General features: G+C 41.3%; 13 protein-coding genes. 6 read left to right on the plus strand and 7 right to left on the minus strand.

Annotation, left to right across the window (positions count from 1 at the left end):
- Nucleotides 1-18: 18 nt before the first annotated feature.
- The 5 genes from CSV61_RS10040 to CSV61_RS10055 all read right to left on the minus strand — a co-directional run bounded on the left by CSV61_RS10040 (nucleotide 19) and on the right by CSV61_RS10055 (nucleotide 5,723).
- Nucleotides 19-1,176, minus strand: a complete 1,158-nt coding sequence (locus CSV61_RS10040; RefSeq protein ID WP_099639118.1) for a M24 family metallopeptidase — start codon at nucleotides 1,174-1,176, stop codon at nucleotides 19-21.
- Nucleotides 1,177-1,201: 25 nt separating this feature from the next.
- Nucleotides 1,202-1,327, minus strand: coding sequence for a hypothetical protein (locus CSV61_RS17210; protein WP_255408187.1), 126 nt, complete (start codon nucleotides 1,325-1,327; stop codon nucleotides 1,202-1,204).
- Nucleotides 1,328-1,367: 40 nt separating this feature from the next.
- Nucleotides 1,368-2,867: a sodium-dependent transporter gene (locus tag CSV61_RS10045; protein WP_158233830.1), complete on the minus strand. Its 1,500-nt coding sequence runs from the start codon at nucleotides 2,865-2,867 to the stop codon at nucleotides 1,368-1,370.
- Nucleotides 2,868-2,936: 69 nt separating this feature from the next.
- Nucleotides 2,937-4,097 carry a M20 family metallopeptidase gene (locus CSV61_RS10050; RefSeq protein ID WP_099639120.1) on the minus strand — a complete coding sequence of 387 codons (1,161 nt, stop codon included), beginning with the start codon at nucleotides 4,095-4,097 and terminating at the stop codon, nucleotides 2,937-2,939.
- A 372-nt stretch (nucleotides 4,098-4,469) separates the two neighbouring features.
- Nucleotides 4,470-5,723, minus strand: coding sequence for an S-layer homology domain-containing protein (locus CSV61_RS10055; protein WP_099639121.1), 1,254 nt, complete (start codon nucleotides 5,721-5,723; stop codon nucleotides 4,470-4,472).
- A gap of 573 nt (nucleotides 5,724-6,296) precedes the next feature.
- Between CSV61_RS10055 and tatA the strand changes: the two genes are divergently transcribed.
- The 5 genes from tatA to CSV61_RS10080 all read left to right on the plus strand — a co-directional run bounded on the left by tatA (nucleotide 6,297) and on the right by CSV61_RS10080 (nucleotide 10,773).
- Nucleotides 6,297-6,521: a twin-arginine translocase TatA/TatE family subunit gene (gene tatA, locus CSV61_RS10060; protein ID WP_199173613.1), complete on the plus strand. Its 225-nt coding sequence runs from the start codon at nucleotides 6,297-6,299 to the stop codon at nucleotides 6,519-6,521.
- Nucleotides 6,522-6,533: 12 nt separating this feature from the next.
- The gene (tatC, locus tag CSV61_RS10065) at nucleotides 6,534-7,415 is read left to right on the plus strand and encodes a twin-arginine translocase subunit TatC (RefSeq protein ID WP_099639123.1); all 882 of its coding nucleotides are present in this window, start codon (nucleotides 6,534-6,536) and stop codon (nucleotides 7,413-7,415) included.
- A 359-nt stretch (nucleotides 7,416-7,774) separates the two neighbouring features.
- Entirely contained in the window at nucleotides 7,775-8,728 is a 954-nt protein-coding gene (locus CSV61_RS10070; protein ID WP_099639124.1) for an agmatinase family protein, read from the plus strand.
- A gap of 107 nt (nucleotides 8,729-8,835) precedes the next feature.
- Nucleotides 8,836-9,471 carry a helix-turn-helix transcriptional regulator gene (locus CSV61_RS10075; protein WP_099639125.1) on the plus strand — a complete coding sequence of 212 codons (636 nt, stop codon included), beginning with the start codon at nucleotides 8,836-8,838 and terminating at the stop codon, nucleotides 9,469-9,471.
- Nucleotides 9,472-9,522: 51 nt separating this feature from the next.
- The gene (locus CSV61_RS10080; protein ID WP_099639126.1) at nucleotides 9,523-10,773 is read left to right on the plus strand and encodes an Nramp family divalent metal transporter; all 1,251 of its coding nucleotides are present in this window, start codon (nucleotides 9,523-9,525) and stop codon (nucleotides 10,771-10,773) included.
- Between the two features lie 643 nt (nucleotides 10,774-11,416).
- Here the strand turns inward: CSV61_RS10080 and CSV61_RS10085 are convergent.
- Both CSV61_RS10085 and CSV61_RS10090 read right to left on the minus strand, forming a co-directional pair.
- Entirely contained in the window at nucleotides 11,417-12,655 is a 1,239-nt protein-coding gene (locus CSV61_RS10085) for an S-layer homology domain-containing protein (protein ID WP_099639127.1), read from the minus strand.
- Between the two features lie 201 nt (nucleotides 12,656-12,856).
- Complete coding sequence (locus CSV61_RS10090; RefSeq protein WP_099639128.1) at nucleotides 12,857-14,095, minus strand: S-layer homology domain-containing protein; 1,239 nt, start codon at nucleotides 14,093-14,095, stop codon at nucleotides 12,857-12,859.
- 627 nt (nucleotides 14,096-14,722) lie between these two features.
- Here CSV61_RS10090 and CSV61_RS10095 point away from each other — a divergent pair.
- On the plus strand, nucleotides 14,723-15,202 hold the full coding sequence (locus CSV61_RS10095; RefSeq protein WP_099639129.1) for a GMC oxidoreductase: 480 nt from the start codon (nucleotides 14,723-14,725) through the stop codon (nucleotides 15,200-15,202).
- The last annotated feature ends 22 nt before the right edge of the window (nucleotides 15,203-15,224 follow it).

Below are 15,224 nucleotides of genomic sequence, written 5' to 3' on the forward strand. Positions count from 1 at the left end.
ATTGATGTGATATTTAGTTTATATAGTGGAATGAAGCTCTCTGCTTCCTCCTGAAAGAATATCGGAACCGTCTTTTGTAATCACGAAGTTTTCCTCTAAATTGAAGACTCCTAATTCATTAACTAGTCCCGGCTCAAGATTGATAATCATTCCTTCTTCCAATACCGTATCATCATAGATTGTAATGGACGGAGGTTCCGTACTCATCAATCCCATGCCATGTCCAAATCTGCCGCACTCGAAGTTCGCGTCAATTCCCACACGTTCCATCTCTCTAGCACATGCTCTTGCCACTTCCGCTACCGGTACTCCTGGTCGCATTACTTCTGATGCACGTAATGTCACTTCATGTATTTTTTGTTGGTAGGCTTTCCTTTCCTCACTTGCGGCTCCAATTACACCTGTGCGGCAAAAGTCTGACCAATAGCCATTGTATCTCGCACCCACGTCTAAAAATATATAATCACCATCGACCAGTATTCGATCAGTAGCTGTCTTACTGATTCTATCGTAATTTTCTATACCTGACGTCAAGATAACAAACCCCGGTGAGTCAGCTCCACCTTCTAGCATGTACATTTGCACGAGTCTGGAGATTTCGCGCTCCGTCATTCCTTCTTTAATATTCGCAAACACTTTATCATGAGCATAACTCGTCGCTACACACGCTTTTCGAATACAGGCAATCTCCTTGGACGACTTAATCATTCTTTGACTCCAAATTAAGGAAGAGGCATCTGTAAATTGCACGTTCGGTAGCTCGCTCTTCAGTTCTTCATATAAATTCAACTGGAATCCGATTACTTGTTCGTTGCCTTTTTCCATTCCGATCGTTCCATTCGCTATATTTAACTCTTCCATTAATCCTTTTAGCTGTGAGGCTGTAGGTCCCGTTAAACTCTCATAACCTCTAACATCACAACCTATGGTTATTTGCTGCGCATCAGGAACCTGAAACACATGGACATATAACAACGGCTTACCTGTACGTGGAATAAACAAAAACGACGATCTAGTAAATGTAGTCCAAGGTGCATGTGTATGGAAGTTACAGTAATAAGTTAGGTTGCTTTCCGCGGAAACAAGAAGTGCGTCAAAGCCTTGTTCTCCCATTTTTCTTTGACAATCCACCACTCTTGTATTTATATCTTCTTCAGTAAAAGTAATGTATGACATGTGACAGCCTCCCCCAAAAAATCTATTACTCCATTTCTTGTTCCACTTCTTGTACTTTGGACTGCTTCAACAATCGTGCAAGCATTACGACGAAACCACCAATAAAGATACCCAATAAAATAATCATCATGATAATCGCATTAAGCGTCATGTAAGCGCCTCCCTTTATTTTTTACATATTGCTTTCATTATTAGTCAGAGTAATCGTTATTAGGAATTCCAGGGAAACCTTCTCCTGTATAATGCTTTTCTTTAATAGAATCACTTATTCGATTATTAAAAATAATACTGATCAACAACATTAAACCACCTTGCATGATTAGCGTACCCAAGCTAAGCGGGGCAAATGGATTCCACCATTGTTCATTCCAACCGATAGACTGGATTGACCACCAAACAAACATGATCAAGATGATGATCGGCGCTATGAATTTAATGGAATACTCCCACCAGGTACCTATAGACATGCCAGTGTATGGATTATTAATAAATTCTTTTCTCACTTTAGAGACACCAAATTTGTATAACGCGAAACAAGACAAAAATGCGCCGAATACCATCATTTGACCGACTACCCAATCCTGGTTAGCTAAGAAACTAGGATTCCATACTGACGGGAGTCCCCATACGATCAAAATCAAATATGTCCAGGTAACTGCTTTTTTCTTTGGTATTCCTGAATCAGCCATTGGCAGTACTACGATCATTACACTTGCGATGACAGAAGAAAAAGCAGCCAATCCAAGACTCAAGAAAAATAGAATACCTATAATATAGCCACCGGGCATTTGTTCAAATAGATTTGTTAATGATATAAATGTCAATCCGAAATTATCTTGTGTAAGTATATTTTGGGCAGCCTCTATAGATGGGGTTATTGCGAAAACAGCAGGTACTACAGCCATACCAGCTATAAGTGCCACTACCCCGTCACCTGCTACCTGAATGCTGGTTGTAAGGGACAAATCAGATCTTGATCGAGTAAACACAGCAAGCGTAATCACCAATCCCCACCCTGCGCCTGCAGACCATACTGCTTGCGTTAAAGCTTCCAACCAAATTTTTGAACCTAATAAGAGTGAAGGATCGAAACTAAATAAGTAATTTAATCCTGCTCCTGCACCCGGCAATGTGATGGAGTAAATAGAGACGATTGCTAAACTGATAAAGAGTATAGGCAGGAAAATTTTTGACACTTTCTCGACACCCTTGATTCCCTTGTATGCTATATAACAAGCTATAGTTATTAACGAGACATAAATAATCACCATAGTGAAATTCCCATTAGAGATATTATCAAAAAGCTCTACTTTATCCGCACCGGCATAGCTATTAGTGATTGACAAGCCTAAATAATAAAACACCCAACCTGTTAGTACGCCATAATAAGCATTTAAAGCAAACATGGTGATCACAACGACTACACCCATCCACGTATACTTTTTTCCGATGAAGTCTTTAAATGCGCCAGGAAGCCCATGTCTTGTTGCTCGTCCCATAGAGTGTTCACCTAACATAATAGGTAGACAAACAAGGATCATCATAATAGCCCATGCTACGATAAATGTACCACCGCCATTCTCTGCTGCAATTCTCGGAAACCTCCAGATGTTACCAAGTCCCACTGAGCCAGCGATGAGTGTAACAACTAAACCTAATTGTGTTGAATAACCTGCTGTGGACTTTTTCAAATATGTACCCTCCCCGGATCCTATTGTTCTTGTAATATTTATCACCTATGATTTCACTTACTTTATCTATTAATTAGAGATACTACTGCCAGTTTTTAAAAATGACTTGGCGGATTCCACGAGTATATCCGTGTTTTTCATAACGGATTCAAAGTCAACCCATTCGACAGGCTCATGGAGTCCAAAACCAGTGGCTCCTATATTTATTGTAGGAATTCCTGCTTGATGGAAAACAGCCGCATCTGTCCATACTTCCCAACCGATCCTTTCAACTTCATGGCCCATTACTTTTTCATAGGCTTTAGTAGCATGTTGAATTATTTCTGCATTTTCATCACATAGTAAAGGATCTCTTTTGAAGTACCATTCAACTTCCGTTCCTTCAACAGCCTCGTTTACAACTTGTTCAATTTCAGCTTTTACCGCATCAGTATCTTCATTTGGAAGTGTTCTTCTCTCTATATGAATTTGGCATTCCGGCGCATATGTCGAGACTCCAACCCCGCCATTTGCCAAGCTGACATGCATGGAAGCCGGTCCAACTAAGGGGTCTTTTCTCTCCCTAAGAACTTTTTTATCAAATTGATCCAACTCTACTAAAATGGTGCCCATTTTAGTGATTGCGCTCTCTCCTAAATCCCACCTTGCTCCATGTGCACTGCGTCCAGTCGTTGTGATTTTCGCCCATAAAAATCCTCTGTGAGCTACCACCATTTTCAAGTCACTAGGTTCTGTTAAGATACAAGCGTCTGCTTTGTGATGCAATACGTAATGATCAGCACCAATACTTGCATACTCCTCATCACATATTAATGCCAAAATCACTTTGCCTTTAATTGTGCCTTCTGCTGTAAGTATGGCAGCTGCACTCATTATGGAAGCAACTCCCGCTTTCATATCACAACTCCCACGGCCATACACACGATTTCCTTCTACTGTCGGTTCAAACGGCTCAATGGTCATTCCCTCTGTTCCTACAGTATCTAGGTGCGCACAGAAACATAGAGTAGGTCCGTCCCCATCACCCAGTTCTGCATATACATTAGGTCGTCCCGGTTCCACAAATTCTATTTCTGCGTGAATATGATGTTTTCGAAGCCACTCTACTGCGAATTCCGCTATTTTAACCTCATTGTGGCCTTCATGTGGGGCGAGAATCGGGTTAACCGAAGGGATTCTGATTAAATCACGTAATAACTCTAATGACTCTGTACCTGTAAGCGCTCTCATATATACTACTCCCCTTCAATAGAAATCAACGTTTAGTGAAGTGTAATATACCACACTTCACTAGTAATATATCACACTTCACTGATTTGGGGAATAGTTATTTGATAATTAAATATTTTTGGACTAGTTTAATGTTTTTTTCACTTGACACTTGCTTAAGTAATTATATGTATGTATGTATGTTGCAGATCCACTTTCCTTCAACGATCATGACACTTCTCGAAAAACGTTACGGCCTTCTTATGTAGTAATCCCCAATTAAAAACAGCATACCACCAGTCAAAACCAGACTAGGGGCATGCTGTTTTTTTGCTATGTCTCTACTTATTTCTGTGGTGTCCGCTCCAAAATCTTGAACGCACGTCTCTTTATTTAATTCACAAACGATGTGAAGCCATCTGAAGAGTTGAATTTCACTTTGAAACGTCCATAATCCGAATCTAAATTGAATGTATATTGGTCAAATGTGTATTTCGCATCTGTTACCGGATCCAATTCAATTTGCTGAGTAGTGGTTACATGTTTGGCTACCAAATTTTTATGTCCATAGGAAATATACTCGGCTTCCAATACTTTTTTGGCTTCATTGATCGTCAACTGGAAGTTTTTCGTACCCACCTTCGTATACTGTAACGAATTCATCTTCCACTTGTTGTCTTGTTTTTTAAATTGATAGGCGACATATCCACCAACGGAATAGCCATTTTGGAATTCCACTGTGTTTACATTCAGCGTATTGGAATCGGGTTGTGCAAACTCGAACCGTACCAATGGCTCATTAGTAATATAAGGCAAGACGTTAGCGTAGCAGTCTTCGCACTTGGGATTGAAGTACCCTTTTAGATCGCCGTCTACAAACGCTTTTGTCGCACTCATCCGTAGAGTCGATTCGATATCCGAATATCTCCACTGATACATCCGCGCATCACGCATGGCCTTTTCCAGTTCAAACGTTCTGCGGTTGACGAGATCCCATGCTTTCCCTTTTGTTACTTGATCCGTAGCGGGACGAGCTTCTTTCACCTTAATGGCTGCGTATAAGAACTGTGCGTAGTGCGCGCGCGTAACGGGTTCATTCGGCCTAAATTCACCGTCAGAATAACCGCTCGCCACACCACTTGCTTTTAGCGCATTTGCATGAGTGTAGCCCCAATGTTCAACATACACATCATAAAACGCATTTTGTTTCGTCATATACAAGTCAAATGCGATATCCAATACTTTCGCCATCTGAATGCGTGTGATCGGTGCTTCTGGATTGAAATAGCCATCCATACCGCCACTGAAAATGCCAGCTGCAGTCAATTTCATGATAGAGCTATAGTATGGATGATTTTTCGGTACATCATCATACGTCACGGTAGTTGTTGCTTGGGGTAACTTCAGCGCTTGATCTAGTAATTTCGCCACGTGTTTGCGTGAAATCATATCTTGCGGTCGGAAGGTGCCGTCTGGATAGCCCCCTATAAAGCCTCGATCTTGTAAATAGTGGATCGCTTCATAGTTCGAGTGATTCTTCGACACGTCCTGAAATTCTTGTGTTGCGGCTTGCGCGGAACCAAATGATACAAATGAAAGCATAACGAGCAATACAGTCCAAACGAAAATCCGACTAATCTTGTTCATAATCTTTCCTCCTCAGTGAGTTATTTTGTCGGCTGTTGGTTACTTGTTATTAATATTTTACCAAGTTTCAAATGATACGTATATAATTATTTTCTAACTATTCAAAATATAATATTATTACTTTTAAAGTGAGCTGACTTATGGAATTTACCAGTCGCGAAAAAGGCTTCGCATTCATCCTGTTCGTAAATATACTTTTTATGGAAGTGCTATTTGACCTATCGTAGGAAGTTTGATAGCATGAAAAGATTATTACCCTTTCAACAGTTTTCGATTATATGTAATGAAGTGTCGGAGCTTTTATCGTATGACAATGAATACATCATGTACGTCCAGTTCCTCGGTATAATAATTAATGATTTCAACAAGGATAATTTCGACTATAGTGGTCTAAACTTCATGTATTGTGCAAAACTTATTTGTTGTGAGTGCGGGCAATTTCGCTCATAATAGTGAATACAACCCTACTGCAACAGTCAGTGCACGTGCTTACCGTACTACGGAAAGCATTCAGAATTACTGTAAGCGAGGTAGATTACTCGTCTAAATCAAGTAGGAAAGGATGGATGTGTGATGAATATAGCAGCAATCGGTGTACCTGGACTCATTATTATCCTTGTGATTATCTTGATTCTTTTCGGACCTCGTAAATTGCCTGAAGTCGGTTCAGCAGTCGGTAAAACTTTGGCAGAGTTCAAAAAGGCGACAAAAGATATCATGGGCGATGATGAGGAGAAAGAAAAGACAACTGTTACTCCTTCCAAGGCCATTGAAACTGATAAAAAAGACATAAAATAAGTAGGTGACAAGATGGATCCGTATAGTGATCAAAACAAGAAAGATTCAAGCCCGTTAGACAAAAAGGCAAAAGATGAAGAAGCTGCGCTACCCGATCACTCTGCGGAGACTTCTTCCACTGAACAACAAGCTGTACCTAAAAAACCGAAACCCGAACCGGAAGAACCAAAAGATGAAAAAGAAGACGTAGATCCTGCGCTCATCGACCATCTCACGGACCTTCGGAAACAACTGATCAAAAGCGTCGTCGTGTTCTTGATTTTCTTCATTGCTGTATTCAGTACAATCAACCTGTGGTTCCCATACGTCACACGGGGCTATACACTGATTGTCCTCAGTCCGCTTGAAGTCATTTCATTCTATACGACGATTTCTGCAGCGATGGCATTTGGTTTATCTGTCCCATTCGTCTGTCATTTCCTCTGGCAGTTCGTCAAGCCAGGTCTTACACAGAAAGAAGGACGTTTCTTAAGCCTATACTCCCCCGCCATCCTGATCTTGTTCGTCGGCGGACTCGCGTTCGGTTATTACGTAGTCAATCCACTGAGCTATAACTTCCTAGTGAAACTCGGTAAAATGAATTTCGATGTGATGATTACAGCAAAGGAATACGCACGTTTCTTACTCATGACGACGATGCCGATCGGCTTGCTGTTCGAGCTTCCGATCGTCGCTCTATTCCTGTCCGCTATAGGTATTCTGACGTCCGAAACAATGAAAAAAGTGAGAAAGTGGTCGTACGTAACACTCGGTGTAGTGTCTGCATTGATTACGCCTCCTGACTTCTTAAGTCAGTTAATCATTCTCATTCCCATGATTGCTTTATATGAAGCAAGTATCTTCATTGTCATGAAAACGGAAAAACGGCTGGCACCAGATGCTGAAGCTTCATAATGCATAAGGAAAAGCGATCCACTTTTATAGTGGGTCGCTTTTTTTGTGTTGAAATATACTTAATGACGCGGTCTCTTAAAAATCAAGCATCCGCTCTATGTTGATCGCTGATCGCTCTATACATCTCGTTATTCGCTCTATGCTCATTCCTAACCGCTCTATCCGTCTAGTTATTCGCTCTATGACGACCTGTAACCGCTCAATACACCTCGCTATCCACTCATTCCTCTTCATTCTCAAAATCATACATACTAAACTCTCCTCATCTAATTTAATTTATTTAAAACTATTTGACAATTAGTAAAGCTTGTTTTATTATTAGTAAAAGTTCTTTAAATAAATTAAAGGTGGTAATCAATATGACAGAGATGATCTACGGCAATACTCCATGTATGTTGGGAGCTAAAAATATATCAGCGACAAAAGATTATTCGGATGTAGACGTGATCGTATACGGAATTCCTTGGGAAGGTGCGGTTACGTGGGGCGATTATACAGGCTGCGAACTCGGTCCGAAAGTAATGCGCTTATGTTCTTCACGCTACTCGGGTTACCTGCCTGAAATCAATGATATGGATATTTTCGAGCACGTTACACTAGGCGACATGGGAGATATCGACATCGTACCTGCTGATGTAGACGAAACGATGAAGCGCATCACCGACTTCACCTCGGAACTATGGAAATCAGGCAAGTTCGTCATCGGTCTTGGCGGCGATCATGGTATTACATACCCTGTCGTGAAAGCGATTGCAGAGCAAGATAAAAAGGTGGGGATCATTCATTTGGATGCTCACTATGACAACCTCCCATCTCACAACGGTGACCAATTCGCCCGCTGCAGCCCATTTGCTCGTTTGTATGAACAAGAAGGCGTGCGCAACGAAAGCATTATCCATACGGGTATCCATGGCCCTCGCAACAAACCCGAAAGCGGTCGCAATGCGAAAGCTGCTGGCGCAGTAACAATTACGATCAATGAAATCCGTGCTCATAAAGATTTGAAAGAGATGGCTAAGGAAATCTATGCACAAGCTTCAAAAGACGTAGATTGCGTCTACTTGACGATTTGTAGTGATGTTTTGGATTTCGCATTCAATCCAGGCGGTCCAGTAGATGGAAACGGCTTAACTTCTTATGAGTTACTGACATTAGTACATGAGATTTGTAAACTCGGCGTAATCGGTATGGACTTCGTGGAAATTTATCCGCAACAGGATCCTAATCAATTTTCTGCTCATTTTGCTTCTACATTGATCCTTTATGCAATAGCAGGAAACATCCTTCACAATCAACAAAAAGAAGAAAAGTAAACTACTACTTCTCAGACTACAGAACCTTTCGACCGAAAATAGTCGATTTTTCCTTCTTTGTATAGGAAAATAAGGAAGAATATTTAATCTGAGGAGTGTTAAAAGTTATGAATCAAAATAAAATGATTTTCGATTCCTATATACGAATGGCTGATGCTATATATAGTGTGTTCAATGTGAATTGTGAAGTGGTAATTCACGATGTGACGAAAGTAGAGTCCTCTTTAATTTATTTAAAGGGAGATGTTACGGGCCGAACTATTGGTGCCCCTACTACGGAAGTTATTTTGAAAGAATTGAAGAAGAAACATGAGGATATTCAAGATCTCAATGGTGTCATCACGAATACGATGCGCGGAAAGATTATTAAAACTTCTATTGTTTTCATTAGAGACATGGACGGCAAAGTGATTGGTTTCCTTGGTATCAATTTAGATATAACGGAAATCAATCGTTTGCACCAAGTACTAGAGGAAATGATCCGACCTGATACACACTATGATGGGCAGCATGTTAATGAGACGTATGCTACACATATTGATGAAGTGTTCGACAACATCACGAAAAGCACGATTGTGGAACTCGGGATCGATGTTGAAAATTTGAAACGTAAAGACCGGATTACCTTTGTGCGGCAGCTAGAAAGTAAAGGGATCTTTCTGATTCAAGGATCAGCTGATCGAATTGCAGATTTATTAGGTGTATCCAAACAAACAATTTATAACTCACTCGAGGAAAAGTAACCTTTCTTTTCCTCACTTATTAGGTGAGGGAAATTAGGGGAGGAATAGAAGATGCTCGCTAACGTATCCACTACACAGCCAGTTAAGAAAAAAGGGGTACTTTCAAAGATAAAATCGATGGGTCCGGGAGCCATTATTACCGCTTCATTCATAGGTCCGGGTACTGTCACTACCGCTACTCGTGCGGGTGCTGGATTTGGTTATGCCATTCTATGGGCAATCATCTTCTCTATTATCGCAACAATTGTTCTTCAAGAAATGTCGGCACGACTTGGTGTGGTTTCGAAAAAGGGGTTGGGCGAAGCGATACACGACCAATTCAAACAGCCTTTACTGAAATTCGCTTCTATATGGCTCGTCATTATATCTATTGGCGTCGGCTGTGCAGCATATATTTCAGGTGATTTAATGGGAACGTCCCTTGGTATCTCTACGTTGACGAATATTCCAGCTCATATTGTAAGCCCTTTCATTGGTGTGGCGATTCTATTCTTAGGATTGTCGGGTAGTTATAAATTAATCGAAAAACTAATGATTTTCCTCGTAGTCGTTATGAGTGTGACGTTCATTACGACAATGATTGTCGTAAAACCTGATATTGGCGCGGTGTTTGCAGGAGCTTTTATCCCAAGCATGCCGAGCGGTTCGATCATTATGATTATTGCATTGATTGGAACAACAGTTGTTCCATATAACTTCTTCATCCACTCTTCTATGGTGCAGGAACGTTGGACACAGGTAAGTGACTTGAAGGAAGCAAGATGGGATACGATCATCTCAATTTGTATCGGTGGGTTAATAACTGCTGCAGTTTTAATCACCGCTGCATCTACAATGATGGGCATGGAAGTAACAAGTATAGCCGATCTTTCTATCCAATTAGAGCCTTTGTTCGGTTCATGGGCGAAAGTGTTTATCGCAATCGGTATCTTTGCCGCAGGTTTCTCATCCGCTATCGCAAGCCCCCTTGGCGCAGCAGTCGCAATTAGCAGTGTGTTAAAATGGGAAGGCGGAATGAAGAATAAAAAGTTTAAAATGGTATTCTCCGTCGTTATTATCATCGGTATCATCACATCCGCAATTGGCTTTAGTCCACTTGACGTATTGCTTGCAGCACAGGCGTTGAACGGAATTCTACTCCCAATTATTGCGGTATACTTATTTGTGATTATGAATAATAAACAATTACTCGGTGATGAACGCAATTCCACTTTACTCAATGTCATAGGAGCAATCGTCATCTTGATTGCGATTTTCCTCGGTGGGTATAGTGTGGTTGACGCAGTTCAAGTATACTTGTAAGCATGAATGCATAAGGAAAAGCGATTCACTTTTATAGTGGGTCGCTTTTTTCATGTGTATCTGAGAGGGTTTATTTTGTTATTCGCTCATTACATATTGTGAAGCGCTCTATGTATTTGTTTATCCGCTCTATCAAGTCACTCTAACGCTCTATACATCCGTTCATCCGCTCTATCAAGTCACTCTAACGCTCTATACATCCGTTCATCCGCTCTATCAAGTCACTCTAACGCTCTATACACCTGTTTATCCGCTCTATCAAGCACGAACGCTCTATATATCCGTTCGCCCGCTCTATCAAGACACTTTAACGCTCTATCCATCCGTTTATCCGCTCTATCAAGTCACACTAACGCTCTATACACCCGTTCAGCCGCTCTATCAAGACACTCCAACGCTCTATACATCCGTTCATCCGCTCTATCAAGTCACTCCAACGCTCTATACACCCGTTCAGCCGCTCTATCAAGTCACTCCAACGCTCTATACACCCGTTCAGCCGCTCTATCAAGTCACTCCAACGCTCTATCCACTCCCCCAACCGCTCATAAAAAACGCCCTGCCAAAACGGCAGAACGCTAGTGTCGTGAATATTCTGACCGTCGCTTCATGAACAGCTAGGTCTACTTTCTACTTTTTACGATCAGTGAATGAGCCCACTATCAGAGTTGAACTTCAATTGATCACGGCCTATGTTGCTATCTACAATAAAATTGTATTGATCAAACGTATAGGTCTCATGAGTGGAGTAATCTGAGCCTGTGACTGGAGTCTTCGAGACGAATCGCACGCGTACATTTTGAAAACCGTGACGTCTGTATTCATCTTCTATCGCAAATTTTGCTTCGTCTACTGTTAGTTGGAAGTTTTTTGTGCCTGGGAAATCCACGGTGTAGTCCGCGATTTTCCACTGGCCGGACTCTTTTGTAAATTCGGCATGGACAAACCCACCTGTATCGTCGTTTATATTACGAAATTGGATAGTCTCCACGTGGAGTGTATTTGGATCGGGTTGAGAGAAATCAAAGCGCAACTGAACTTCTGCGTGCAACGCATGATGTACATATTGAAGATCATCATATTCTCCTCTATACACTTTGGCGATCATACCGTCCACGTATCCTGCAGTAGCGTACTGTAGCAACTCGGGACGTACTTGGTCGAATGTTTGATGGTTTTCTTGACTTAGCAGGAAGATCCGTTCAATCGATGAAGTTAATCGATGGACTTTATCTAGCGCACGATCTTTATTCATTTGATCGCCCTCTGGTTGCGCGGCATGTGCGTGAATAGCTCGGTTGAGAAATTCTGCATAATGCGCGCGCGTGACTTTGTCATTCGGTTTAAAGTGTCCATGATCTCCTTTTGTTACGCCATGTGAAAACAATGCATTGGCATGGACGTATCCCCAGTGCGTGACGAGGAGATCATAAAATCCCGCATGCTCGGTCATATTGAATTCAAATGCCAAATCGAGCATTTTTGCCATTTGGATTCGGGTAACAGAAGATTCGGGATTAAATTTACCGTTTGAACCGCTGACAATCCCTTCATTGTATAGCTTCATAATGGGTGTATAATATGCATGACTTTTCGGTACGTCCTTGAAAACTACTTCCGCTGTGGCAGGCTGTGGGAATTTCAACGCCCTATCCAGTAAAACAGCAACATGTTTACGGCTAACCGGTTCGTACGGACGAAAACTTCCGTCAGGGTAGCCACTAATGAAACCTGCCTTTTGCATCTCTTGAATCGCAGCGTAGTTCGGATGCTTCTTCGGTACATCCGTAAATTCTTTCGCCGATACTTCATTGGATCCAACATGAACTACCAACAAGGCAAGCAACAACGTCCAGAGCATCAACTTGAACCTCTTCTTCATGCTTTCACTCCCTTTACCATTTTTTCAACGACAGTCACCTACTACCATACTAACAAGTAACCTACTAGATTCATATAGCTATTTAGAAAATTCTGATATATTTCCAAATGAATCCTAGCTTTCAAATAAAAAACACTTCCATACCTGATTGAACAAGTGTGGAAGTGTCTCTTCAATACTTATATGAAATTTGATTTCTCTTCACGGATAAACAAATCCATCGTCTGAATTCACGATCACAGTTTCACGGCCATCTTCCGTTTCTACAGTAAATTTATACGCTGTATATGGATAGTGTTCTTTCGTTGCGAAATCTTCACCTGTCTTTTTTTCTTGTGAGACATACGTGATCTTAACCTTTGAATAATAGCGGTAATTCATTTTCACCACACGCTCTGCTTCTTCTTTCGTCAATTCAAAATTCTTTTTTCCCACATCTTCACCAACATAATCGTCCATCTTCCATATGCCTGATTCTTTCTTGAACACATAGTGAACATAACTACCGGCTGTTAACATATTTCGGAATGAAACAGTATGGACGTGAAGTGTATTGGCATCCGGTTGCGTGTATTCGAAACGCATGGAAGGCTCGATTAGTAAGTCTGGAAATAAAAATGAATCACAATGTGTACAGACACTCGGGTAATCTTTTTTCAGCAATCCGTCCGCAAATGCTGCTGTAGCATAAGGCAGTTGCTTTGGACGGAGTTGACTGTATGTTTGATTATCTATTTTTCCTTGCACACGGATTCCTTCAATCACAATAGGAAGACGCATAGTCAGATCGACCGCTTTCTCTTTGCTGACCACACTGCCGGAAGGAGTTTTCCCTACTTTCATCGCGCGATATAAAAACTCTGCATAATGCGCACGTGTAACAGATTGATTCGGTAAAAACTTTCCGTGATCCCCTTTCGTTACGCCATGAGAATACAACGCACTCGCATGGACGTATCCCCAGTGCAAGAAGCTCAGGTCTTCAAATCGCGCAGGTTCCTTCATATTGAACTCAAACGCCAAATCCAGCATTTTCGCCATCTGGATTCTCGTAATGGATGCATTCGGATTAAATTTCTTATCCAGTCCTCCACTGACAATTCCTTTATTATATAACTTCATAATTGGCTTATAATACATATGATGTTTCGGGACATCAGCGAATACCAATTTATCAGTAGGTGGCTGCGGGAACTTTAGCACCTGGTCGAGCAACGACGCTACGTGCTTACGACTGACCGGTTCACTTGGACGGAATGTTCCGTCAGGATAGCCATTAATATACCCCGCTTTCTGCATTTCTTGAACCGCGGTGTAGTTCGGATGCTTCTTCGAGACATCCTTGAACTCTTTTGCTGATGCTTCGTTGAAATCCGCAAAAACTAGTGATAGAGCCAGCGTGAATGCTGTCCATAGTAGAACTCGTAACGTATGCTTCATACACTTTCACTCCTTCAGTAATTAATAGACTAAAAAGCTATCTACTATCATATTACCAATAAATTACCTGAAAACATAGACACTCCTATCGAATTAAGTCAAAGCACCAAATCTAGTCTATACATTTCCCAAACTTTTGATGCCTATGTATACTTACGTCATTTGAAAACGTCAACAAGACTTCCGTTCCTCATTGACTGACTTGAGCCATTATTTTAGCAATCCTAGATCACTGGACAGTTCCTTTTTCCCGTTCTTGATGACCTAGCATCATTGATAAATTGCTAGCTATTCGCTTTACAATTAGGGCGATGAAAAAGGTATGAAACTAGGCGAATCCAATGCTGGACAAGCACCTAAAGCAGTCGCCAATTTATGAATAATCCTAGCATGACTGTCAGATAAATTGCAGGAGCCGGCGCGCTAGGTGCTGTAATTGATGATTTCAATGGGGACCACATCGATAATACAGATACAGATTTCCTTCATGGATTTAACATCAGTATTTTCCAGGATGGAGCCGCAGCCATTGCGAATAACCGTGTCCCACAAGGCACGCCGTATTGGGGTAAAGAGTTTAAAGAAAAATCCGTTCATTATGCGCACCGGTATTTAAATATTGGTGGTATGCAAGGCACCTTGCCACATACACATAATTATATGGACTTGGATCCGACATATAAAGATATATACGGTGATCCTCTTCTAAGAATAACAGCGAAGTTTACGGATCAAGAACGCAACATGGCAAAAATGATTGCGGAAAAATGTGCAGAAATTGCAGAAGCAATGGGAGCAGATATTGTCAACACTCCACCTGTATCTGACGATGTAGAAATGACATCTTCAAGCGTCAATACACACGCAGCAGGCGGTGTGATCATGGGGGAAGATCCAGAGACGTCAGCTGTTAACACCTATTCACAAGTATGGGATATGGAAAACGTATTTGTTGTCGGCGGTTCTTCTTTCCCGCACTTCGGCAACTCCAACCCAACTGAAACCATTGGTGCGTTTGCTTACCGCGCTGCAGAAGGTATGATTAACTACCTGAAAGGCGATGGCGGTTTACTAGTTGAACGTAAGACAAGTAAAGAAACAGTTTGATATAGAAAATCCACAAAAAGCA

It is taken from the genome of Sporosarcina sp. P3 (genome assembly GCF_002743415.1).
Taxonomy (GTDB): Bacteria; Bacillota; Bacilli; order Bacillales_A; family Planococcaceae; genus Sporosarcina; species Sporosarcina ureae_A.

What these genes read in the sequence shown, in the direction of transcription:
- CSV61_RS10040 (WP_099639118.1), bottom strand. Translation starts at nt 1,176, where the DNA reads ATGTCATACATTACTTTTACTGAAGAAGATATAAATACAAGAGTGGTG.
- CSV61_RS17210 (WP_255408187.1), bottom strand. Translation starts at nt 1,327, where the DNA reads ATGACGCTTAATGCGATTATCATGATGATTATTTTATTGGGTATCTTT.
- CSV61_RS10050 (WP_099639120.1), bottom strand. Translation starts at nt 4,097, where the DNA reads ATGAGAGCGCTTACAGGTACAGAGTCATTAGAGTTATTACGTGATTTA.
- CSV61_RS10055 (WP_099639121.1), bottom strand. Translation starts at nt 5,723, where the DNA reads ATGAACAAGATTAGTCGGATTTTCGTTTGGACTGTATTGCTCGTTATG.
- tatA (WP_199173613.1), top strand. Translation starts at nt 6,297, where the DNA reads ATGAATATAGCAGCAATCGGTGTACCTGGACTCATTATTATCCTTGTG.
- tatC (WP_099639123.1), top strand. Translation starts at nt 6,534, where the DNA reads ATGGATCCGTATAGTGATCAAAACAAGAAAGATTCAAGCCCGTTAGAC.
- CSV61_RS10070 (WP_099639124.1), top strand. Translation starts at nt 7,775, where the DNA reads ATGACAGAGATGATCTACGGCAATACTCCATGTATGTTGGGAGCTAAA.
- CSV61_RS10075 (WP_099639125.1), top strand. Translation starts at nt 8,836, where the DNA reads ATGAATCAAAATAAAATGATTTTCGATTCCTATATACGAATGGCTGAT.
- CSV61_RS10080 (WP_099639126.1), top strand. Translation starts at nt 9,523, where the DNA reads ATGCTCGCTAACGTATCCACTACACAGCCAGTTAAGAAAAAAGGGGTA.
- CSV61_RS10085 (WP_099639127.1), bottom strand. Translation starts at nt 12,655, where the DNA reads ATGAAGAAGAGGTTCAAGTTGATGCTCTGGACGTTGTTGCTTGCCTTG.
- CSV61_RS10090 (WP_099639128.1), bottom strand. Translation starts at nt 14,095, where the DNA reads ATGAAGCATACGTTACGAGTTCTACTATGGACAGCATTCACGCTGGCT.
- CSV61_RS10095 (WP_099639129.1), top strand. Translation starts at nt 14,723, where the DNA reads ATGCAAGGCACCTTGCCACATACACATAATTATATGGACTTGGATCCG.